The following is a 21,212-nucleotide window of genomic DNA, read 5'->3' as shown; positions in this document are numbered from 1 at the left end:
AAGATCGGTCGGTCATCGGACGGCGACCACAGCGGCGTCCGGGCCGGCGCGCCAGAGGGTGCCGACCTCGGTGACGATGCTGGCCCGGTCACCGAGCGTGGCGGTGGCGAGGGCGAGCAGGGCGGGGTCGAGATCGACCAGGGTCAGTTCGGCGTCGGGAAAGCGGCGCAACGCGCGCAGCGAGATGGTGCCGGTGCCGCCGGCCAGGTCGAGCAGCCGGGGCGGCGCGGTGTCGCGGATGGCGTCGACCGCGTCGAGCATGGCGGCGAAGCGCTGCTCCCGATCCGGCAGGTACGCCTCCTGCTGCCGGTCCCAGCTCTCCTGCCAGGCGTCGATCTCGGAGATGTAAGTACTCATGGCGGGGCACGCTACTTACATTGCCGGAACCATGTCCAGGCTTGTTGCCAAAGATTTGCAACTGGGAGACAATGGCGGGGCGATGATCCTGGGGCCGTCGGCGGATGCCGGCGGCCCCTGCTACCGGCGATGACATGATGGTCGTCCGAGGGCGGGGGTACGCCCGACTGACGGCGTCAGGAGTCCGGTGGAACCGCAGCGCACCGCAGCGCATGAGATGTTCGACGCCGACGTCGCATCGAACCGCCTCGGAATCGAACTGGTCACCGCCGGCGGTGGCGCGGCGGTCGCCCGCATGCGGATCACCGCCGAGATGGTCAACGGGCATCGGATCGCCCATGGCGGCTTCGTGTTCTTGCTCGCCGACACCGCCTTCGCGCTCGCCTGCAACAGCCACGGACCGGCCACCGTCGCCGCCGGTGGCGAGATCACCTTCGTCCGCCCGGCGCACGAGGGCGACCTGCTGCTCGCCCGCGCCACCGAGCGCACCCGGTACGGGCGCAGCGGGATCTACGACGTCACGGTGACCCGGCAGGACGGGGAGGTGGTCGCCGAGTTCCGCGGCCACAGCCGGTCCCTGCGCCCGGGTGCGGCTCGGCACGACCCGCCCGTGCCTGGGGAACGCAACGTCGGTTCGGCCACCGGCCACCGAGGCTGACCCACCGGGCCGAGCCCGACCCGCCACGCGGCCGGCTGTCCCGCGTCCGTGCCGGCCGGCCGGATGCCGGGCCGGCCCCGCCGCGCCGCGCGGCGGGCCGGGGCGGTCATGGATGTCGGGCAGGATGTCCGCATGGCAGACGTCGCGCTCTTCCACTCCGTGTACGGACTGCGTCCGGCCGTGCTGGCCGCCGCCGACCGGCTGCACGCCGCCGGGCACCAGGTGCACGTGCCCGACCTGTACGGGGTACCGGCCGTCGACACCGTCGAGGAGGGCTTCGCCCTGCTCGGCCGGATCGGTCAGCAGACCGTCCTCGACCGGGCCCGCGCGGCGCTCGACGGCCTGCCGCCGCAGACCGTACTGGCCGGATTCTCGATGGGCGCCGGGGTGGCCGGCGCGCTGCTCGCCGAGCGCCCCGACACCGCCGGCCTGCTGCTGTTGCACGGTACCGGTGGCGCCCCGGAGGCGGTCCGGCCCGGCCTGCGGATCCAACTGCACCTGGCCGATCCGGACGCCTACGACCCGCCCGAGGAGGTCACCCAGTGGCAGGGGGAGATGACCGCTGCCGGCGCCGACGTCGTGGTGCACCACTACCCGGGCGCGGGTCACCTGTTCACCGACCCGACCGTGGTCGATCATGACCCGATCGCCGCCGACCTCACCTGGAACCGTGTCCTGGCCTTCCTGGCCGGCCCATGATCCTTCGACGGTGGCGGCCCGGCGGGCGAAGGTGGACCGTCGCGCCCGGGTCAGCCGGGCGGCCACGACCTCGCCCAGCACCGGATCGGTGAACCGGTGACCGCCGGTCGGCAGCGCGACGAGCAGGCCCGCCACGGCCAGGGCGTGCAGCGCCCATCGCGCCCGGCCCACCGACCAGCCCAGCGTGCGCGCCAGGTGCGTCGCCGAGCAGTGGGCCGGGACGGTGGCGGCCATCAGGGCGACCCGGAGCGGATCGTCGAGACGGTCCAGCCGGGCGTCGACGATCCGGCGCACACTCTCCGGCACGGGTGGCGGCGTCATCGCGTCGCCGAGCGCGCGTACGTACGCCACGGCGTACCCGGGGTTGCCGTCGACGAGGGGGATCAGTTGTCGTACCAACCCGGTCGGCCGCCCGGCGCGGCGCAACAGCCGACGTAGCAACCGACCGGTGGTCACCGCATCGAGCGGACGCAACGGCACCCGGGCCGCAGGACCGGTCGACCCGGCCAGATCCTCGGTGCCGGTCGCGACCAGCACCAGCGGCAGACCGTCGGCCGTGGCCTGGTCGAGCAGCAGGTCCAGTTGACGGCGCAGCGCCGGCGCGGCACGGTCCAGATCGTCGACGGCCACCACCACCGGTTGCCGGCGGGCCAGGCTCAGCAGCACCTCCCGCCAGCAGGCGGCAGCGCGGGCGCCGGTCGTGCCGGCCGATCCGGTCACCGCGTCCAACGCCGCCGCCAGGCACTGCGGCGACACCTGATCAAGCAGGGCGGTGGCCAGTCGACGGCGTGCCGTCCCGGGATCGTCGGTGTCGCGGATGCCGGCAAGTCCACGGAGCAGGTCCACCACGGGAGCCAGGGGGCCGTCCGGATACGGCGGACAGGCCGTCACGCACCAACGCACCGCTGCGCCGTCCATTGTGGGGACGCTGCCGACCAGTTCGCGCAGCAACCGGCTGCGGCCGGTCCCGGGCGTGCCGGTCAGCAGCAGGCGCCGTGGGCCGCGCCCGCGTACCGCCTGGGTCAGTTGTTCCCGGGCGGTGGCCAACTCGCGACGCCGGCCGAGCAGCGGGCCGTCCGCCCGCAGCAGACGGGGACGCAGCGTGCCGGTGGCGTGCCAGACGTCGATCGGCAGATCCTTACCGGCCACGGTCACCGCCGGTATCGGCTGCTGGGCGATCAGCCCGGCGACGGCCCGGTGCGTGGTCGCGCAGAGCGCCACCCCGCCGGGTGGCGCGTACTCCTGCAACCGGGCGGCCAGCGTGATGACCGCGCCGCTGGCCACACCGTGCCCACCGTCGTGCCCGACCCCGAGGTCCACCACCGCCTCGCCGGTGGCCACTCCGACCCGCACCCGCAGCCCGGGGGCCACAGCCGGGGTACGACGGTCGAGTGCCCGCTGGATCTCCAGACCGGCCCGCACCGCCCGGTACGCCTGCCATCCGTCATCGCTTCGCGCGCCGAACAGGGCCATCACGGCGTCGCCGACGTACTTCTCCACGGCGCCGTCCCAGCGGCGCAGCACCCGGGCGACGGTGCCGAAGTAGACCCGTTGCAGGGCGCGGACGTCCTCCGGATCGAGCCGGTCGACCAGTCTGGTCGAGCCGATGATGTCGACGAAGAGCACGGTGACGGTTCGCCGCTCCTCGGTCGCCGACCAGCGCGTTCGGCTGGTCGGTCCGCAAGCAGGGACGATGGTGGACATTGGCATGAGACGCACCCGCCTCTCCCCCGTGTGGGTCGACGTTGCCGGGAGACTGTCACTGCGGGTCTGACCGGCGGATCGGCAGAACGACGTATGTCGGCCGAGCGCAACCGGTTGGTCGCATTGTCGACGCGAGGAGTAGGACAGGCGGGCGGCGGCGGTAGAACGGGGAGGGCGCCTGTGACTAGGCTGCGAGCCATGGCCAGCGACGTGGACAGCGCACCGCTCGTCGGTCGGGCCGACCTGGTGGCGACGGCGCGTGCCGCGCTGCTCGACGATGTGGCGCCCGGCAGCACGGCCGCCGTGTTCCTCACCGGTGAGAGCGGGGTGGGAAAGACCCGACTGCTCCGTGAGCTCGGCCAACGGCTGGGCGACGCGGGTGCCCTGGTGCTCACCGGCTCCTGTCTGGACATCGGCGACGCCTCACCCCTGCACCCGTTGCGGCAGGCGCTGCGCCGGCTCGACGCCGACCTGCCCCCGGCCGCCGCCGCGTCGGTCCGTGCGTTGCTGGCGATGTTCGCCGAGGACGCGGCGGGGCCGGACGGCGCGGGCGCGCTGCTGGAGCGTGTCGCCCGAGGGCTGGGCGTGATCGCCGGAGGGCGACCCGTGGTGCTGGTCCTCGACGATCTGCAATGGGTCGACCGGACCACCCGGCAACTGCTGCTGTATCTGCTGGCCGGCCTCGGCGACCTTCAGCTGTCGGTGCTCGCCGCGGTGCGGTCGGAGTCCCTGCAAGGGGCGCATCCGCTGCGTCGGGTGCTCACCGAGCTGCGTCGGTTGCGGTCGGTGCAGGTGCTCGACCTCGCTCCGCTGGACCGGGCCGCCGCCGAGCAACTCGCTGCGGCGGTCGTGGGCCGGCCGATGGCCCCGGAGGCGGTCGAGCGGTTGTGTCGGCGCAGCGGCGGCAACCCGTTCGTCATCGAGGAACTCTCGCGCGATCTGCGCGACGGCCGTGACGGGCTCTCCGACACCCTGCGTGAGGTCTTCCTGGCCCGGGTGGACGCGTTGCCGCAGCCGGCGCACCGGGTCGTGCACGCGGTTTCCGCCGGGGTGGAACCGGTCGAGCACTGGCTGCTCGCCCAGGTGCTCGGGCTGCCCGAACAGGACCTGCTGGACGCGATCCGGGCGACCGTGGCCCATCGGCTGGTGGTCGGCTCCCATGACGGGTACCGGCTGCGGCACCGACTCGTCGCCGAGGTGCTGGAGGACGAGTTGCTGCCCGCCGAGCGGGCCGTGCTGCACCGCCGCTACGCCGAGGCGCTGACGTCCGCGCCGGGGGAGTTGCACCAGGCCCGACTGGCGCACCACTGGCGACTGGCCGGCGAGCCGCAGCGGGCGCTGCCGGCGGCGGTGGCCGCCGCGCAGGAGGCCGAGCGACTGTACGGCTACGTGGAGGCGCACCGGCACTGGTCGGTCGCGGTGGAACTGGCCGAGGGCCTGCCCGGCGCGGAGCGGGCGGTGCTGCTGAGGCATGCGGCCGAGGCCGCCCATCACTGCGGCGAGTACGCCCGCGCGCTGGCCCTGCTCGAAGAACTGGCCGGCGTCGACGCCGACCAACCGGTCTGTGAGCTGCACATCCGCCGGGCCCGCTACCTGGCCGCCGCAGGTCGCTCCGCGTTGGCCGAGGCGGAGTACCAGCGCGCCCTGGACGCCGCCGACTGCACTTCCCGGCAGCGGGCCACGGCCGCCGCACACCTGGCCGAGCTGCTGCTGCAACTGGGCCGGTACGCCGACGCCGGCCAGTGGGCCAAGGAGGCGCTGGAGCTGGCCGAGCAGGCCGACGACGCCACTACGGAGATGGTGCTGGCCAGCATGGCGCTGGGCTTCTCCGAGGCGTACCGCCAGGACCCGGATGCCGGGCTGGCCGTGCTGCGCCGCGCGTTGGCGACCGCCGAGCGCGCCGGCCAGCCGGAGGACGTGGCTCGGGCCTACCTGCACCTGGCCGAGTTGCTGACCGGGCCGCTGAACATCCTGGAGGAGGGGGTGGTGGTGGCCCGCCGGGGCGCCGAGCGGGTGGCCGAGCTGGGGTTGGGGCGCAGCTACGAGACCCGGCTGCTGGCGATCGCCACCAACGGCCTGTTCCGGGTGGGGCAGTGGGCCGAGGCGGAGAAGGTGGTCGCGGCGGCCCTGCGGCACCGCCCCTCCGGCACCGACGCGGTCGAGTTGCTGCTGGCCCGGTGCCGCCTCTCGGTGGGTTACGGCGACATCGAGGCGGCCGACCGGGATCTCGACGCGGTGGCCACCATGCTGGCCGGCGGTGGCGCCCGACACGTCATTCCGCTGCTCACCCTGCGGGCCGGGCTGGCCATGTGGCAGGGGCACCACGATGTCGCCCGGCATGCGGTGCAGCGGGGGCTGACCGAGACCCGCTCCGACGACCTGGTCATCCTCGCCGTGCTCGTCTGGCACGGCCTGCGGGCCGAGGCGGAGGCGAAGGCCAGCCGCACCCCCGTCGACGACAACGCGGTACGCCGGTTGCGGCAGATCGCCGACCGGGTGGCGGACAAGAGTGAGAGCGCGGCCCGGCCGGTACGGTACGTGGTCGACGGCTATCTGGCGCTCTGCGCGGCCGAGGTGAGTCGGCTCGACGTGGCCGATCCGGATCTGTGGGCGCGGGCCGCCGCGGAGTGGGATCACCGTAACCACCCGTACCCGGCGGCGTACTCCCGGCTGCGTCAGGCGGAGGCGTTGCTGGCTCTTCGGCGGCGTACCGCCACCGCGGGGAAACTGCTGCGGCAGGCGTACCAGATGGCTCAGGGGCTTGGCGCGGTGCCGTTGACTCACGAGATCCGTAACCTCGCCGGTCGGGCCCGGGTGACGTTGGAGGAGGCCGGCCCGTCGGGGGCGACCGCGCCGGCCGGGGCGGCTGGCGCGGAACTCGCCGCGTTGACCGCCCGCGAGCTTGAGGTCCTGGCCGCAGTGGCCGAGGGGCTGACCAACCGGGAGATCGGCCAGCGGTTGTTCATCAGCGAACGGACCATCGGCGTCCACGTGTCGCACATCTTCGACAAGCTTCAGGTGCGTACCCGGGTCCAGGCCAGCGCCATCTTCCTACGTAGCCGCGCGCAGGTGTCGGATACGTAGTTCTACTGATGTCGACGGTTGGTCCGCCTGAAAGGCTGAGCCCGGCGCCGCAACGGCACCACGGCGGCGACGAGCAGGGCGGGGGACGACATGAGTGAGCGGGTCTGGGGGCCGGTGCACGGGGACATCGTCGACCTGCTCGCCGACCACCCGGCGGACGTGCCGGCCGTGGTCGACCACCTGACCAAGTTGCAGGACATGCTGGTCCGGCTGCCTCCGCTGCTGGACAGTTGCCCGCTGGCCGACTTCAACAAGCTGTACCTGACCATCACCAGCAGCGTGCTGGACGGTTTGTACTCCGACCGCTTCGTCGACCCGGTCTTCCTGTCCCGACTGGATGTGGAGTTCGCCGCCCGCTACTTCGACGCGCTGCGGCTGTGGACCGACTCCAGTCCCGGTACGCCCAGCGCCTGGTCCTGCCTGTTCGAACGGATGCGTGGCCCGGACGCCCGACCGCTGCCCTCGGCGGCGGCCGGAGTCAACGCGCACATCAACTTCGACCTGCCGTTCGCGCTCGTCACCACCTTCGACCACCTGGAGTCCGAGCCGGTCGACGGTAGTGACCAGCACCGCGACTACCTGGAGATCAACAAGATCTTCGCCGACAAGATCCCCGGCCTGCGTCGGGGCTACCTGGAGCGGTGGCAACTGCTCATCGACATGCTCAACGGGGAGATCGACGACTGGTATCAGGGCGAACTGATCGGCTACACGCGGGATGTCGCCTGGCGCAACGCCCAGCGGATCTGGCGGTGCCGGCACGACCCGCACCAACACGAACGCGAGCGTAAGCGGCTCGATGAGACGGCCGCCGCGCTCGGTCGGTTGCTGCTGTCGCCCCTGGGGGCGCTGCTGCAGTAGCCGGGACGGGGGGTCCCCGCGTTCCGTCGGTGGGCGGAGCGCGGGGGCGGTCCGACCCGCACAGGCGACATCGCCTGGATCGACCACGGGGGGAGCAAGGGGGGAGCAAGGGGCCGGCCGGCCCGGGGGGTGTCGGCCGGCCCTTCGCGGGTACGCCGCGGCCATGACCGCTGCGTTCCGGCGCCGTCCCGCCAGCCGGCCCCGACCTCGCCCCGCCGCCCCACCTCGTCCCGCCCGGCCGGGCGACCGTGCCGGCCGGGGAGCCCGCGGATGACGGGACAGCGCTTCGGCTTCCGCTTCGACCCGCCGTGGCGACCGGTGCTGGCCCTGCTCGGTGTCCGGCCGTCGACGGCCTGGGTGGACGTCGACGCCGACGACCTCACGGTGCGCTTCGGGCCTTGGCGGCTGCGTACCACCCGGGACAACGTGGCCGAGGTCCAGACCACCGGCCCGTACCGATGGTGGCGGGCCATCGGCACCCACCTGTCCGCCGCCGACGTCGGCATCAGCTTCGGCACCAGCACCGCGCGAGGGCTCTGCGTACGTTTCCTGCGACCGGTGCCCGCCCTGCTGCCCGGCGGATGGCCGCGCCACCCTGCGATGACGGTGACCGTCGCTGATCCGGACGCCCTGGCCCGTGCCCTCGCGGCGGCGCCCGGTGACGGCGCCGAGCGGCTTTGACCGTTCCGACGAGGTGGTGTTCGACGACCGCCTACGGTCGGGGCAGGAGTGGGGAGGGCGGGCGGGCACATGGGGGACGGGACCAGAGCGCGACGTGGCCGGGACCGCCGTGGCAAGGCGTCCGGCACACCCGGGCCCGCACTGCGTGCCGCCCGTGACCCGACCCGGCCGGGCGAGCGTGCCGGCCGCCGGATCGCCGTGCCCGAGCAGGTGGCGGTGCGTCCACCCGGTCCCGCGGTACCGCAGAGCCGGCTGCGTCGCTGGCTGCTCGTGCACCAGGTGCAGCCGGTCGGCCCGGAGACCGCCGAGGGGCAGACCCGGGCGCACGCCTGGTGGCGGGTGATGTGCCTGACCGGCGTCGACTACTTCTCCACCCTTTCGTACCTGCCGGGCATCGCGGTGCTGGCCGCCGGGGCGCTCAGCCCGGTGGCGACCCTGCTGATCGTGGCGTTGACCCTGTTCGGCATGCTGCCGATGTACCGCCGGGTGGCCCGGGACAGCCCGCACGGCCAGGGCTCGGTGGCGATGCTGGAACGGCTGCTGCCGTTCTGGCGGGGCAAGATCTTCGTGCTGGTCCTGCTCGGCTTCGTGGCCACCTCGTGGATCATCACGATCACCCTCTCCTCGGCCGACGCCACCGTGCACATGTTGCAGAATCCGTACCTGCCGGCGGCGTTCGGCGGGACCGGCGTCGCGGTCGTGGTGACCGTACTGCTGCTGCTGATCCTGGGTGGGGTGTTCCTGCTCGGCTTCCGGGAGGCCGTCGCGGTGGCCGTACCCCTGGTCGCCGTCTTCCTGGCCCTGAACGCGGTGATCGTGGTGGTGTCCCTGGTCGAGATCGCCGGTGACCCCCAGACGCTGGCCGACTGGACCGGGGCGTTGACCGCCGGCGGCGGACCGGGGCAGGTGGCGCTGACCGCGGCGCTGGCGTTTCCCCTGCTGGTGCTGGGTCTCTCCGGCTTCGAGACCGGGGTGAGCATGATGCCGCTGGTCGCGGGGGAGGGGCCGGACGCGGCGGCCCGGTTGGCCGCCCGGATCCGCAACACCCGTCGGTTGCTTACCGCCGCCGCGTTGATCATGTCGGTCTACCTGCTGTCGACCACCTTCGTCACCACCCTGCTCATCCCGCCCGAGCAGTTCGCCCCGGGCGGGGCCGCCAACGGGCGGGCGTTGGCCTACCTGGCCCACGAGCACGTCGGCGAGGCGTTCGGCACGGTGTACGACCTCAGCAGCGTGCTCATCCTGTGGTTCGCCGGTGCCTCGGCGATGGCCGGTCTGATCAACATCGTGCCGCGCTATCTGCCGTCGTACGGCATGGCGCCGGAGTGGGCGCGTGCGGTCCGGCCGGTGGTCATCGTCTACACGCTGATCTGCATCGGGCTGACCGTCGTCTTCCGCGCCGACGTCGACGCGCAGGCGGGGGCGTACGCCACCGGGATCCTGGCCATGATGGTCTCCGCTGCGGTCGCGGTGGCGATCGCCGCGCTCGGCCGTAGGCAGCGCGCGACCGCCGTCGGCTTCACCGTGCTCACCCTGGTCCTGCTGTACGCGCTGGCCGAGAACGTCCTGACCAAGCCGGACGGGATCGCCATCTCGGGCCTGTTCATCCTCGGCATCATCGCCGTCTCCCTGGTGTCCCGGGTCAGCCGGACCACCGAGCTGCGGGCGGAGCGGGTGGAGTTCGACGAGGCGGCGCGGCGGTTCATCGCCGATTCGGTGGCCCACGACGGCCGGTTGCACGTGATCGCCCACAAGCGGCGCAGTGGCGCCGTCAAGGAGTACACCATCAAGGAACGGGCGCAGCGTGGGCAGAATCCGGTGCCGGGCGCCACCGACGTGCTGTTTCTGGAGATCGACGTGGTCGACCCGTCCGGGTTCCGGCACGTGCTGCGGGTACGCGGCGTCGAGGTGGGCGGTTACCGGGTGTTGCGGGCCAGCAGCCCGGCGGCGCCCAACGCGATCGCCGCGGTCCTGCTGGCGCTGCGCGACGCCACCGGTGTACGTCCGCACGCGCACTTCGAGTGGTCGGAGGGCAATCCGATCGCGCACCTGCTGCGGTATCTGATCCTGGGCCGTGGTGACACGCCGCCGGTGGTCCGGGAGATCCTGCGCAAGTCCGAGCCCGATCCCGCCCGCCGTCCCGGTATCCACGTAGGCGGCTGAGCCGGTCGGTGTCCTGTCCGCCCCCGGGGCCAGAGACCTGAATCCGCCCCGGGGGCAGAGATATGAAGACGAAAGACGTACTTATTCATTTATGCCGGATTTCGACCCTTTGGTCGCCGTACGTTGCCTCTGGTGGCTGCCGCGAGGTCGGCCGCTCCGCGCCCGATTCGGTGCGGCTCTGTTTCGCACACACGAGAGGCAGGAAACCCTCATGTCCACGTACCTTGGGGGCCGACAACCGGCCCGACGCAGGCGGCGATCGCACTGGTACCTGGCCGGTGGGCTGGCGGCCGGCAGTCTGGCCGCGGTGGCGGGCCTCAGCGGCGCCGCCGCGTTAGCCACCGACCGGGATCTGCAGGCGCCGGCGCCAGCGCCGGCCCCCGCCCAGCCGGCCGCGTTGTCGACCGACGACGGGCCCCACCGGGACGAAGCACCGGCGGACCGGGAGAAGAAGTGGCCGCGTTCCGGCGGCGCGGAACGCGGCGGCACCGGGGACAGCCGACAGGACGACCCGGACGGCCGGTCCACCGAGGGCAACGGGCGCCCGCCCCAGCACGAGGCGGTGCAGGTGCCCTGCGACTCCGCGCGGCTGATCGCCGCGCTGGTCCGGGTCAACGCCGAAGGCGGTGGCCTCCTGCGGCTGGCCGAGAAGTGCACGTACACCCTGACCCACGCCTTCCAGCAGGTCGACGAGTACGACGGCGGGATCCGGGACGCCCGGGAGGCCGCCGACGCCGCCGAGAACCCGGGTGACGCCGAGGCGCCGGCGCGCAACCCCGCCCACGACACCGCCGGTCTGCCGGTGATCTACCACGCGATCACCATCGAGGGCTCCGGCGCCACCATCGCCCGGGGGGCGCAGGCCCAGGAGTTCCGCTTCTTCACCGTCCGCGACGGCGGCGAACTCACCCTGCGCGACGTGACCCTGCTCAACGGCCGGTCGAAGGCCGAGGGCGGCAGCATCCACATCGTGCACGGCGCGACCGCCGTCGTCGAAGGGGTCACCGTGGCCAACAGCACGTCACTGTCCGCGGAGGGCGGCGGTGGTGGCATCTTCAACGACGGCAACCTGCGGATCAGCGACAGCACGCTGGTCGGCAACCGGGCCGCCGGCACCCAGGGCAAGGGCGGGGGCCTGCTCAACGGCGGCGTCATGACCATGTACCGGACCGAGTTCCGGCACAACAGCGCCGTCAGCTACGGCGGCGGGCTGGCCAACTTCCGGGCCGCCGGGGACGTCTACTCCTCCTCCTTCGTACGCAACAACGCCCGGCAGGGTGGCGGTCTGGCCAGCTTCTCGGCCCGTACCAAGGTCTTCGACAGCCTGGTCGCCGGCAACAGTGCCGAGACCGGCGGTGGCCTGGCCAACTCCGACGCGGTGCTGGTGCTGGGGCAACTGACCGTCCGGGACAACCTCGCCGCCGTCGCCGGCGGCGGCATATCCACCGTGCAGGGGCTGCTGCCGATCGACGACAGTGTGATCATCGGCAACACCACGCGCGGCAACGGCGGCGGCGTCTACGCCGAGAAGTCGAACCTGCTGGTGCGCGGCAGCGACGTGAAGGGCAACGAGGCGGTCGGCGAGAAGTCGCAGGGCGCCGGTGTCTTCGTCACCGCCGGCTCCAGCTCGCTGTTCCGCAGCCTGGTGATCGGCAACCGGTCCACGGTCGAGGCCGGCGGCCTGCAGGCCGAACAGGCCCGGATCAAGATCGACGATGACAGCGTGATCATCGACAACGGCTCCACCAACTGCCTGGGCAGCAAGGTCCCCATCCCGAACTGCTTCCGCTGAGCGGACCGCACGACAAACCAGGTGCGTCCGGCTTTCCGTACCTCCCGACCTCAAGTGGGCCGGGAGGTGCGGAGCCGGACGCACCGTCGTCGTGCACGGTCACTGGGAGGGCTCAGGCAACTCGCAGTCGACCTTCGGGTTGGCGCCGACGTAGTTCAGCGGACCGGCGGCAATGGTCACCAGGATCGTGCCGACCTCGGCACAGTTGGCTTCCTCGTCGCTGTAGTAGCCGCGCTGACCGGCGGCGATCGCGCCGATGACGAGCCAGATCACCACAAGGACTCCGAATATCGACGTGCCGCGCATGGCTTCCTCCACGGTCGGGGGTGATAGCTGGGTGTCCGGCCCATGTACCCAACCGCGCTGTCCGGCTAACGAGGAGCGGTCGCGGCCACCACCGTGGCGAAAGCTGCCGGCGTACAGGTACGCCCGGCTCGATGCGCTGCGGGTCAGGTGGTGGCCCTGTCGAGCTGATAGCGCGAGCGGCTCACGGCCCGGGTGACAGATCCCGGCCGACGTGGCGGCGCGCTGCGACAGCACAAACGGTTCAGCTCGACAGGGCCCACGCACCCTGCGGTCAGCCACCTTCCGGCCGTACCCGGACCTGCCGCGATCCCGGTGCGAGCGGTGCGGCACTACGCGGCGGTCCGGCCGCAGCCGGGGCGGCGTTGATCAGGCGGCTTCGCCGGACTGGCTGGCCAGGATCTTCGCCTGCTGTGGCCAGGTCGCCAGGCTGGCGGTGGCCCGTAGCCCGGCACCCCGAATGGTTTCCCGCAGCGTGGCCTCGTCCAACTCCGCCAGCTGTCGGTAGGTCCGGATACCCGCACCCTGCAACGCGGCGGCCATCTTCGGCCCGACACCCTGAATCCGCCGGAAGTCGTCTGCGGCGTCGGCGGCGTCTGCGGCCGGATCCGCCGGTGCGGCGACGGCGGAAGCAGCCGGTGCGGCCGAGGTGCTCGTGCTGGACTTGGTGGCGGCCTCGGGCCGCACCGGCGGGGTGGCCACGGCGGGGCGAGCCGACGAGTCGCTCTCCTCGACCGCCTGCTCTGCCGGGCCGTCGGTGATGGACGGCGCCGACGCCGAGTCGTCCCCGGCCGCGCTGGCGGGCACCGTGACGTCCGTCGTGGCGTCCGAGGCCGTGGAGTCCAGGGCAGTGGAGTCCAGGGTCGTGGTGTCCGGGGTCGTGGTGTCCGGGGTCGTGGTGTCCGGGGTCGTGGTGTCCGGGGTCGTGGTGTCCGGGGTCGTGGTGATCGGTTCGGCGGACACGCTGGGTGTCGGCTCCGGCGATGCGGGCTGTTCGCTCGGGCTCGACTGCTCGGTTGCCTCAGTCTGGCTGGACGCCGGCTCGGGCGCCGGACCGGTCGTGCGGCTCGTCGGCGCGGACGGTTCGTCGCGCCGGCTGCGCAGCAGCACCCAGCCCGCCACCAGCCCGATCAGTAGTACCCCGAGCAGTATCAGCCACTTGCCGAAGGAGTCGATCACGGCAAACCTCCCTGAAGTTCACGTCCGGATCGTCGCGAGAAAAACTCGCCGAAGCTTCGCATACCCACGGTCTGGACGACAGGCAGGTCAGGTAACAGTCCGTACCGGTCCATCGTGAGCTACCGCCGGTGCTCGCGGTGGTACGGACGGTGTGGACTGTGGCTGGTACGCCGAGAATCCCGGCGCCGTCGCGGGCGCCGGGACCCTCGGTGTCACGTGTTCGTGTTCGGCGGCTTCAGTCCTCCTCGCCGCGATAGGTGTAGAAGTCGTCGACGAACTTGCGCCGCAGCCGGGGCACCCGGCTGGTGACCCGGAAGTATCCCCGTGCGCCGAGCAGGGCCAGCCGACCGAAGACCGGCTTGTACATCCGGTCGTCGCCGCTGGTACCGCTGCGGGCCAACGAGTCGGCCACCCGAGCGAAGCCGTACGGCACCATCGCCGCCTCGTAGTCGGCCACCGCCTGCACCAGGGACTTCTGCCCGGCGGTGGCGAGGATCAACTGACGGCGCAGCAGATTCGCGTCCCGCAGCGCGGTGTTGGCGCCCACGCCCCGGCCCGGTGTCATGGTGTGGATGGCATCGCCGAGCAGGGTCACCGTACTGCTGCGCCAGGGCGGAACCGGCTCCGAGGTGGACACCCGGATCGGCAGGGCGCTGTCCGGGTCGGCCCGGCTGAGCAGCTCGCGTAGGTGGGGGTGCCAGTTCGCGGTCAGGTCCAGGGCCACCTGGATCAACTCCGTTCCCCGGCGGCGCAGCACGTCATCGGGGAAGCGCCGGGCGGTGCTCCAGACCACCAGGTTGATGTTGTCGCGGGTGCTGTCGTGCCGTAGCCCGGGCCAGCCGGCGAGCAACGCCGCATCGGCCGGGTCGACGTCCGGGTTGAGTCGGGCGTCGGCGTCCCACTTGAACTCCATGACGTGCAGCACGCCCATAACCCCGCCGGTACCGAAGATCAGCGAGATGCCGCGCTGCACCGCCGATGGCAGCAGGGCCCGGGTGTCGTCGGTGAGCGGAATCCGGGTGGCGATGTTGATCGTGCCAGCGTCCCGGATGACCGCGTGCGGCAGGTACTGGCGGCGTACCGCGGAGTGAGTGCCGTCGGCGGCCACCAGCAGGTCGCCGGTGGCGGTGCTGCCGTCGGCGAAGTGGGCGGTGACCGTGGCGTCGTCGTGCTGTTCGTACCGCGTGAACGTCCGGTCGAACCGCACCACGTCCTCCATGCCGGTCAGCAGCACCTGGCGCAGCGTCATCCGCGCCACCGACCGTTCTGTGTCGACCGGATGGGTGTCCGGGCGTAGCGGGAACGAGGCCGTCGGCCGCAACTTCTGGTCCAACACGTTGAAGTAGCGCGGCGATCGGGCGCAGGTGGCCAGGTAGATGTCGAACAGCTCCGGCGGGAGGCAGTCGCGCAGGGCTCGGCTGCCGGTCGGGCCGATCCCCACGCGGTAGCCGAGAAGTCCGTCCGCCCGGCTGTGATGTCGCTCGTACACCTCGACTCCGATGCCGGCTCGACGAAGCCCGTGCGCCAGGCAGAGTCCACCGGTGCCCGCGCCGATGATCAGGACGTGTGGTGTCCGGGTGGCCACGATTCCGTCCGGTCAGCTGGCCGCGCGCGGGGCCGGAACGTCGGCGCCGTCCCAGCGGTAGAAGCAGTTGGCGATCGCGTCGCGGGGTGAGCGCCAGGTCGGGAGGTAGGGCGAGGTGTGCGCGGACAGTCGCTCGTTGACCTGGCGGTAGAGCGGGTGGTTGCGGGCCGTCGCCAGGGCGTCGGCACCGACGTCGTCGGTCTCCATCAGGTGTACGCACAGATCGTGCAGGCAGTACAGGGACCGGTGGCGTACCCCGGTCAGGCTGGGCAGCTCGGTCGCGTCGGACTCCGCGAAGATCTGTGCCACCCGACCTTCCGCGCCCGGGATTATCCTGCTGACGATAACGAGTCGGCTGCTCATCGGTCCCCTCTCACCGCTGGTCGCGCCCGGATGCCTCGCCGGGACGCAGCTGTCACCCTGCCGGCGGGACTGTCACCTGGCCGTCAACGCCGACGGTCGATCCGGTGACGTCGGGCAGCCCGATCAGCCGCTGCGGGGGGTCGTTCGGATGGCCGGGTACCGGCGCGGTCCCGAGGCTGCCTGACTGGCGCGGCGGATCGGTTCCAGGGTCTCGTCGAGCAGTGCGGCCATCGCCGGCGAGGGTTCCAGTCGCAGTTCACGCAGCAGCAGGTCACGGTAGACGTAGAAGGCGTGCACCGCCTCGAAGGCGTTGCCCTCGGCGAGATGGATCCGGACGACGAGCCGGTGCGGCGTCTCCCGTAGCGGCTCCGCGGCCATCGCCTCCAGCGCCGCGTCCAACGCCTCACCATGCCGTCCGGCGGCCAGGTGTTGACCGGCCACCTGTTCCAGCATGTGCAACCTGAGTTGGCGCAACCGTTCCCGGTCGGCCAGCACCCACTCTTCGTACCAGCCCGGAAGCAGGTCGTGTCGTCCGGCGGCGAGCGCCTCCGCGGCGTCGGCCGGTGTCCGGCCGTCGCGTACCCGGCTGGCGGTGTCGACCAGTCTGTCGACGTCGACCTGTACGGCCGGATCGAGGCGGACCGTGTCGGCGTCCGTGGTCAACGGACAGTACGGGTCCTGACGCAGCCGCCACAGTGCGGTCCGCAACGACGACAGCGCACGCTCCTCGGTGGTCTCCGGCCAGAGCAGGCCGGCCAGCTGGGTGCGGGTCGTCGCGGGGCGCAGTCCGATCAGCGCGATGACCCGTTGCAGGCCACGCGGCACCACCACCGGGGTGCCGTCGTGCGTCAGGCGGAAAGCGCCGAGCAGATGTAGGCGGATCTCACCGCTCCGGGGCTTCCCGGTGGTCGGTGTGGGCGAATCGGCCACGGGCACCCCCTGCGCAACGCGTTGTCTGCGGGCATGGCCGGGCCCCGGCGTGGCGGCCGGGACGCCACTTGCGACTGCGGGCATCGCGCGGGCGTGCGCGACGCCGGGTCGGACCGCCGTGGAGGCTATCAATAGCAGTTACTCTGAGTCAATGATCGTGTCGGCTACGTAACTCGTGCGTAATCTTTGAGGGCGTCTCTGAACTGGCAAGTTGTAGTGCTGCTCGAATTCCGCTTGCTCAGCTGGGCCACAGATTGCGTCAACGCAGCGTCACCGAAGCCGGTGCTGGTGGGGGAGGTCCGTGACGCTCGGGTGACGGCCTGATCCGCATCGTGTCGAGAGTCGACCGGGACACCGGGTGGGGCCGGCAACGGCCGGTGGGGGAGGGACAACATGGACCGAACGCTGATCGTGGCGAAGGTGGTTCCGACCGCCGAGGACGCGGTCGCCGAGATCTTCGCCGAGTCCGACACGACCGAGCTGCCACACCTGGTCGGGGTCCAGCACCGGTCGCTGTACCGGCTGCACGACCTGTACGTACACCTGCTGGAGACCGACACGCCCGGCGGCGGCGCGGTCGAGGCGGCGCGGGACCACCCGGAGTTCCGGCGGATCAGCACCCGGCTGCGCCCGTACATCACGCCGTACCTGCCGGACTGGCGCTCGCCTCGGGACGCGATGGCCCGCTGCTTCTACCGCTTCGACGCAGACCCGAGGAGAGACTATGACCGTCACTGATGGCCGCTCGCTGACCGAGGAGATCACCGACATCCTGGTGACCAACTGCGGGCTGGACCCGGACGCGGCCGCCCGTGAGCCGGCGGCCTCCCTGGAGGAACTGGGGATGGACTCCCTCGCGTTGCTCGAACTCACGGCCGTCGTCGCCGACCGGTGGCGGGTACGCATCCCGGAACAGGCCGCCCAGCTGAGCATCCCCGCCGTGGCCGAGATCGTCTCCCGCCGCGCCGACCCGCCCGGACACACCGAGAACAGCATCGTCATCGCCGCGCCGCTGGACCTGGTCTGGTCGGTCACCAACGACGTGGCCCGCTGGCCAGAGCTGTTCACCGAGTACGCCCAGGCCGAGATCCTCGACACCGACGGCGACACCGTCCGGTTCCGGCTCACCATGCACCCCGACGAGAACGGGGTGGCCTGGAGCTGGGTCAGCGAACGCACCTCCGACCGGGCCACCCGCCAGGTACGCGCCCGCCGGGTGGAGACCGGCCCGTTCGAGTACATGCGGATCCACTGGAGCTACACCGAGGAACCGGGCGGGATCCGGATGACCTGGGTGCAGGACTTCGCGATGAAGCCGACCGCGCCGGTGGACAACGCCGGGATGACCGAGCGGATCAACACCAACAGCAAGGTGCAGCTGGCCGTCATCAAGGACCGGCTCGAACGGCTGGCCGACGTCCGGCCGGCCACGGTGGTCACCGGAGGCGACGATGCGTGATCTGGCCCTGGTGGCCGCGCGGGATGTGCCGGCCGACCGTCGCCGCGGTGGCGAACTGCGGGTGTTGCTCGGCCCGCGCACCGTCGGCAGCACCTCCGGCTTCATGGGCGTGGCGACCATGGCACCGGGGGAGCGGATCGCGGAGCACTACCACCCGTACAGTGAGGAGTTTCTCTACGTCGCCCGGGGCGCGATCACCGTCGACCTCGACGACGAGCCGGTCCCGCTGACCGCCGGCGAGGCGCTGTTCGTCGCCCGCAACGTCCGCCACCGACTCCGCAACACCGGCGACATCCCCGCCGAAGTGGTCTTCCACCTCGGTCCGCTGGCACCCCGCCCGGAACTCGGCCACGTCGACACCGAGCTGGTCGAACAGCGGGACGGGTCGTGACCGGCCGGCGGACCGCGGTGACCGGCATCGGGGTGGTCGCCCCCGGCGGCGTGACCCGGGACCGGTTCTGGAAGGCCATCACCGAGGGACGCACCGCCACCCGCCGGATCAGCTTCTTCGACCCGACGCCGTTCCGCTCCCAGATCGCCGCCGAGTGCGACTTCGACCCGGACGCCGCCGGACTCACGCTCGCCCAGCGGCAACGCGCCGACCGGTACGTGCAGTTCGCGCTGGCCTGCGCCGCCGAGGCGATCGCCGACAGCGGCCTGGGACTCACCGACGCCGAGCGGGACCGGGCCGGCGTGGTGCTCGGCACCGCGGTCGGCGGCACGATGGCCCTGGAACAGGAGTACGTGACGGTCAGCGACAGCGGCCGGCGCTGGCTGGTCGACTCCGCGCTCGGTGGACCGTACCTGTACCAGGCGCTGGTGCCGAGCAGCCTGGCCGCCGACGTCGCCTGCGCGCACGGCCTGCACGGCCCGGCTCAGGTGGTGTCCACCGGCTGCACCTCCGGCATCGACGCGATCGGCTACGCCCACCAGCTCATCGCCGACGGTGAGGCGGACATCGTGCTCGCCGGAGCCGCCGACTCGCCGATCTCCCCGGTCACCGTCGCGTCCTTCGACGCCATCAAGGCCACCAGCCCGGACAACGACGATCCGGCGCACGCCTCCCGCCCCTTCGACGCCGACCGGCACGGCTTCGTGCTGGCCGAAGGGGCCGCGGTGCTGGTGCTGGAGGAGGCCGGGCACGCCCGCCGACGCGGCGCGCACGTCTACTGTGAGGTGGCCGGTTACGCCAGCCGCAGCAACGGTTACCACATGACCGGGCTGCGCCCCGACGGCGTGGAGATGGGCCTGGCCATCACCGACGCGCTGCGTCAGGCCGGACTCGCCCCGCAGGACGTCTCCTACATCAGCGCGCACGGCTCCGGGACCCGACAGAACGACCGGCACGAGACGGCCGCGTTCAAACGGGCCCTCGGCCCGGCCGCGTACCGGGTGCCGATCAGCTCCATCAAGTCGATGGTCGGGCACTCGCTGGGCGCCATCGGTTCCATCGAGATGGCCGCCTGCGCCTTGGCCATCGAGTACGGGGTGGTGCCGCCCACCGCCAACTGGAGCACCCGGGATCCGGAGTGCGACCTGGACTACGTGCCCAACGAGGCGCGGGACGTGCCGGTGGACGTGGCCCTGTCGGTCGGCAGCGGCTTCGGCGGCTTCCAGTCGGCGATGCTGTTCCGCCGCCTGGCCCGGGAGGTGTCGGGGTGAGCGAGCAACGTCGCCGCGCGGTGGTGACCGGGATCGGGGTGGTCGCGCCCAGCGGCGTCGGCAACCAGGCGCACTGGCGTACGGTGCTGTCCGGTCAGCGGCGTACCGGCCCGATCACCCTGTTCGACGCCGCCGGATACCCGACCCGCTTCGGCGGTGAGGTGCCGGACTTCGACCCGGCCCGGTACACCGACAACCGTTTCCTGGTGCAGACCGACCGCTGGACCCACCTCGGGTTCGCGGCCACCCGACTGGCCCTTGCGGACGCCGGCCTGCCCGATCGTCCGGTAGACCCGTACGGCTGGGCGGTCACCCTGGCCAGTTCCTCGGGCGGCAACCTGTTCGGCCAGCGGGAGCTGCAACGGCTCTGGTCGTCGCCGAGCCGCACGGTCGGGGCGTACCAGTCGATCGCCTGGTTCTACGCGGCCAGCGTCGGGCAACTGTCCATCGCGCACCAGGCGAAGGGGCCGTGCGGGGTGCTGGTGACCGAGTCGGCCGGCGGCCTGGACAGCCTGGCCCAGGCCGTACGCACGATCCGGCGGGGTGCGTCCGTGGTGCTGGCCGGGGCAACCGAATGCCCGCTGAGCCCGTACGCGTTGGCCTGCCAGTTGCGTTCGGGGCTGCTCAGCACGGTGACCGACCCGCAGCGGGCGTACCGGCCCTTCGACGTCGCCGCCAGCGGTTACCTGCCCGCCGAGGGTGGTGCGGTCTTCGTCGTCGAGGAGTACGAGCACGCACGGGCCCGGGGGGTGCGCGGCTACGGCGAGGTGACCGGCTGGGGCGCCACCCACGACGCGGCGCACACCACCGCCGACAGCGCCGGTGACCCGCAGCAGTACGCCCGGGCGATGCGCCTGGCGCTGGGCCGCGCCGGGGTCGAGCCGCAGGAGGTGGACCTGGTGGTGCCCGACGCGCTCGGGGTGGCCCGTTACGACCGGGCCGAGGCCGCCGCGCTGCGTTCGGTCTTCGCCGGCACGGCACCGCCGGTGAGTACGCACAAGGCGCTCATCGGCCGGGCACACCAGGGCGGATCGGCACTGGACGTGGCGACCCTGCTGCTCGCCTTCGCACACGACACGCTGCCTCCGTCGGCCGGCCCGGAGCAGGTCGCCGGCGGCTGCGAGCTGGACTTTCTGCGTGAGCGTCGGCGCCCGCGTACCCGGGTGGGGATGGTCTGCGCGCGCGGTTTCGACGGTTTCAACAGTGCGCTGGTGCTGCGCGGGACGGCACCGGGCGGGAAGGACCAACCATGACGCGAGGCCGAGTCGTCTTTCTTGTCCGGGTGCCCAGCGAGCGCACCGACGACTTCCTGCGGGCGTACGAGGCTGTCCGGCATCTGGTCGCCGACGGGGTGCCGGGGCACCTGGTCGACCAGGTGTGCCGCTCGTCGACCGACCCGGAGCAGTGGCTGATCACCAGCGAGTGGGCCAGTCTGGCCGACTTCGAGGCGTGGGAACGCAGCCCGGAGCATCGGGAGCTGGTCCGACCGATGCGCGAGTGTTTCACCGAAGCCCGTTCGCTGCGCTTCCACGTCCACGCCCAGACCCCGGTCCCGGCCTGAGGACGGGGACGGGTTGGGAGCGTGCCAGCGATCTCGACCATTCGGCTTAGCGCTCACACCTATTTGGACTGAACAGGGCCACCGACCCCACGACAATCCCGCCGGAGGGTTGTGGGGCAACGGGCGTGCCGCGATATTGCTCTGATCAACTCCCTCGGTGAGAACCGCCGG

19 protein-coding genes and 2 pseudogenes are annotated in these 21,212 nt (G+C 72.1%); 14 read left to right on the top strand and 7 right to left on the bottom strand.

What is annotated here, in order from left to right:
- Positions 1-12: 12 nt before the first annotated feature.
- Positions 13-357, bottom strand: coding sequence for a methyltransferase (locus tag AB0M35_RS11035; RefSeq protein WP_363744031.1), 345 nt, complete (start codon positions 355-357; stop codon positions 13-15).
- 217 nt (positions 358-574) lie between these two features.
- Between AB0M35_RS11035 and paaI the strand changes: the two are divergent.
- From paaI to AB0M35_RS11020, 3 genes and pseudogenes are all read left to right on the top strand, one after another.
- Positions 575-949 (top strand): annotated as a pseudogene (gene paaI / locus AB0M35_RS11030) (hydroxyphenylacetyl-CoA thioesterase PaaI); the annotation flags it as partial.
- A gap of 198 nt (positions 950-1,147) precedes the next feature.
- Complete coding sequence (locus AB0M35_RS11025; protein WP_363744029.1) at positions 1,148-1,714, top strand: dienelactone hydrolase family protein; 567 nt, start codon at positions 1,148-1,150, stop codon at positions 1,712-1,714.
- Between the two features lie 96 nt (positions 1,715-1,810).
- A complete protein-coding gene (locus AB0M35_RS11020; protein ID WP_363744027.1) occupies positions 1,811-2,152 on the top strand; it encodes a hypothetical protein in 342 nt (113 codons plus the stop codon).
- A gap of 102 nt (positions 2,153-2,254) precedes the next feature.
- Here the strand turns inward: AB0M35_RS11020 and AB0M35_RS11015 are convergent.
- Positions 2,255-3,418, bottom strand: a pseudogene (locus AB0M35_RS11015) (adenylate/guanylate cyclase domain-containing protein); the annotation flags it as partial.
- A gap of 198 nt (positions 3,419-3,616) precedes the next feature.
- Between AB0M35_RS11015 and AB0M35_RS11010 the strand changes: the two are divergent.
- From AB0M35_RS11010 to AB0M35_RS10990, 5 genes are all read left to right on the top strand, one after another.
- Positions 3,617-6,502, top strand: coding sequence for an AAA family ATPase (locus AB0M35_RS11010; RefSeq protein WP_363744025.1), 2,886 nt, complete (start codon positions 3,617-3,619; stop codon positions 6,500-6,502).
- A 90-nt stretch (positions 6,503-6,592) separates the two neighbouring features.
- Positions 6,593-7,363: a DUF5995 family protein gene (locus tag AB0M35_RS11005; protein ID WP_363744023.1), complete on the top strand. Its 771-nt coding sequence runs from the start codon at positions 6,593-6,595 to the stop codon at positions 7,361-7,363.
- A gap of 270 nt (positions 7,364-7,633) precedes the next feature.
- Positions 7,634-8,044 carry a hypothetical protein gene (locus AB0M35_RS11000; protein ID WP_363744021.1) on the top strand — a complete coding sequence of 137 codons (411 nt, stop codon included), beginning with the start codon at positions 7,634-7,636 and terminating at the stop codon, positions 8,042-8,044.
- A 69-nt stretch (positions 8,045-8,113) separates the two neighbouring features.
- Positions 8,114-10,207: an amino acid transporter gene (locus tag AB0M35_RS10995; protein ID WP_363744019.1), complete on the top strand. Its 2,094-nt coding sequence runs from the start codon at positions 8,114-8,116 to the stop codon at positions 10,205-10,207.
- A gap of 211 nt (positions 10,208-10,418) precedes the next feature.
- On the top strand, positions 10,419-11,999 hold the full coding sequence (locus AB0M35_RS10990; protein ID WP_363744017.1) for a hypothetical protein: 1,581 nt from the start codon (positions 10,419-10,421) through the stop codon (positions 11,997-11,999).
- A gap of 99 nt (positions 12,000-12,098) precedes the next feature.
- Here the strand turns inward: AB0M35_RS10990 and AB0M35_RS10985 are convergent, their stop codons facing one another.
- The 5 genes from AB0M35_RS10985 to AB0M35_RS10965 all read right to left on the bottom strand — a co-directional run bounded on the left by AB0M35_RS10985 (position 12,099) and on the right by AB0M35_RS10965 (position 16,359).
- Positions 12,099-12,305: a hypothetical protein gene (locus tag AB0M35_RS10985; RefSeq protein WP_013734509.1), complete on the bottom strand. Its 207-nt coding sequence runs from the start codon at positions 12,303-12,305 to the stop codon at positions 12,099-12,101.
- Between the two features lie 366 nt (positions 12,306-12,671).
- Complete coding sequence (locus tag AB0M35_RS10980; protein WP_363744015.1) at positions 12,672-13,481, bottom strand: helix-hairpin-helix domain-containing protein; 810 nt, start codon at positions 13,479-13,481, stop codon at positions 12,672-12,674.
- A gap of 235 nt (positions 13,482-13,716) precedes the next feature.
- On the bottom strand, positions 13,717-15,066 hold the full coding sequence (locus tag AB0M35_RS10975) for an FAD-dependent monooxygenase (RefSeq protein ID WP_363744013.1): 1,350 nt from the start codon (positions 15,064-15,066) through the stop codon (positions 13,717-13,719).
- 12 nt (positions 15,067-15,078) lie between these two features.
- Complete coding sequence (locus AB0M35_RS10970; RefSeq protein WP_363744012.1) at positions 15,079-15,429, bottom strand: TcmI family type II polyketide cyclase; 351 nt, start codon at positions 15,427-15,429, stop codon at positions 15,079-15,081.
- Positions 15,430-15,552: 123 nt separating this feature from the next.
- Complete coding sequence (locus tag AB0M35_RS10965; RefSeq protein WP_363744010.1) at positions 15,553-16,359, bottom strand: BTAD domain-containing putative transcriptional regulator; 807 nt, start codon at positions 16,357-16,359, stop codon at positions 15,553-15,555.
- A 393-nt stretch (positions 16,360-16,752) separates the two neighbouring features.
- Here AB0M35_RS10965 and AB0M35_RS10960 point away from each other — a divergent pair, with 393 nt between their 5' ends.
- From AB0M35_RS10960 to AB0M35_RS10935, 6 genes are read left to right on the top strand one after another with little or no spacing between them, the layout of a single operon-like run.
- The gene (locus AB0M35_RS10960; protein ID WP_363744008.1) at positions 16,753-17,097 is read left to right on the top strand and encodes a TcmI family type II polyketide cyclase; all 345 of its coding nucleotides are present in this window, start codon (positions 16,753-16,755) and stop codon (positions 17,095-17,097) included.
- The gene (locus AB0M35_RS10955) at positions 17,084-17,818 is read left to right on the top strand and encodes an SRPBCC family protein (RefSeq protein WP_363744007.1); all 735 of its coding nucleotides are present in this window, start codon (positions 17,084-17,086) and stop codon (positions 17,816-17,818) included. The genes AB0M35_RS10960 and AB0M35_RS10955 overlap by 14 nt, the downstream gene beginning before the upstream one ends.
- The gene (locus AB0M35_RS10950; RefSeq protein ID WP_363744005.1) at positions 17,811-18,209 is read left to right on the top strand and encodes a cupin domain-containing protein; all 399 of its coding nucleotides are present in this window, start codon (positions 17,811-17,813) and stop codon (positions 18,207-18,209) included. The genes AB0M35_RS10955 and AB0M35_RS10950 overlap by 8 nt, the downstream gene beginning before the upstream one ends.
- Positions 18,206-19,480: a beta-ketoacyl-[acyl-carrier-protein] synthase family protein gene (locus AB0M35_RS10945; RefSeq protein WP_363744003.1), complete on the top strand. Its 1,275-nt coding sequence runs from the start codon at positions 18,206-18,208 to the stop codon at positions 19,478-19,480. Before AB0M35_RS10950 ends, AB0M35_RS10945 begins: the two co-directional genes overlap by 4 nt.
- Entirely contained in the window at positions 19,477-20,733 is a 1,257-nt protein-coding gene (locus AB0M35_RS10940) for a beta-ketoacyl synthase N-terminal-like domain-containing protein (protein WP_363744002.1), read from the top strand. The genes AB0M35_RS10945 and AB0M35_RS10940 overlap by 4 nt, the downstream gene beginning before the upstream one ends.
- Positions 20,730-21,041 (top strand): antibiotic biosynthesis monooxygenase family protein, encoded by a 312-nt coding sequence (locus AB0M35_RS10935; protein WP_363744000.1) that lies wholly within the window; start codon positions 20,730-20,732, stop codon positions 21,039-21,041. Before AB0M35_RS10940 ends, AB0M35_RS10935 begins: the two co-directional genes overlap by 4 nt.
- Positions 21,042-21,212 lie beyond the last annotated feature (171 nt).

The organism is Micromonospora sp. NPDC051196 (assembly GCF_040682415.1).
Lineage (GTDB): Bacteria > Actinomycetota > Actinomycetes > Mycobacteriales > Micromonosporaceae > Micromonospora.
The sequence above is the reverse complement of the archived record's forward strand: the minus strand, read 5'-3'. Positions and strand labels throughout refer to the sequence as shown.

Excerpts from the sequence above, each read along its gene's own strand:
- AB0M35_RS11035 (WP_363744031.1), bottom strand. The coding sequence starts at position 357 with ATGAGTACTTACATCTCCGAGATCGACGCCTGGCAGGAGAGCTGGGAC.
- AB0M35_RS11025 (WP_363744029.1), top strand. The coding sequence starts at position 1,148 with ATGGCAGACGTCGCGCTCTTCCACTCCGTGTACGGACTGCGTCCGGCC.
- AB0M35_RS11010 (WP_363744025.1), top strand. The coding sequence starts at position 3,617 with ATGGCCAGCGACGTGGACAGCGCACCGCTCGTCGGTCGGGCCGACCTG.
- AB0M35_RS11005 (WP_363744023.1), top strand. The coding sequence starts at position 6,593 with ATGAGTGAGCGGGTCTGGGGGCCGGTGCACGGGGACATCGTCGACCTG.
- AB0M35_RS11000 (WP_363744021.1), top strand. The coding sequence starts at position 7,634 with ATGACGGGACAGCGCTTCGGCTTCCGCTTCGACCCGCCGTGGCGACCG.
- AB0M35_RS10995 (WP_363744019.1), top strand. The coding sequence starts at position 8,114 with ATGGGGGACGGGACCAGAGCGCGACGTGGCCGGGACCGCCGTGGCAAG.
- AB0M35_RS10990 (WP_363744017.1), top strand. The coding sequence starts at position 10,419 with ATGTCCACGTACCTTGGGGGCCGACAACCGGCCCGACGCAGGCGGCGA.
- AB0M35_RS10985 (WP_013734509.1), bottom strand. The coding sequence starts at position 12,305 with ATGCGCGGCACGTCGATATTCGGAGTCCTTGTGGTGATCTGGCTCGTC.
- AB0M35_RS10970 (WP_363744012.1), bottom strand. The coding sequence starts at position 15,429 with ATGAGCAGCCGACTCGTTATCGTCAGCAGGATAATCCCGGGCGCGGAA.
- AB0M35_RS10960 (WP_363744008.1), top strand. The coding sequence starts at position 16,753 with ATGGACCGAACGCTGATCGTGGCGAAGGTGGTTCCGACCGCCGAGGAC.
- AB0M35_RS10955 (WP_363744007.1), top strand. The coding sequence starts at position 17,084 with ATGACCGTCACTGATGGCCGCTCGCTGACCGAGGAGATCACCGACATC.
- AB0M35_RS10950 (WP_363744005.1), top strand. The coding sequence starts at position 17,811 with ATGCGTGATCTGGCCCTGGTGGCCGCGCGGGATGTGCCGGCCGACCGT.
- AB0M35_RS10935 (WP_363744000.1), top strand. The coding sequence starts at position 20,730 with ATGACGCGAGGCCGAGTCGTCTTTCTTGTCCGGGTGCCCAGCGAGCGC.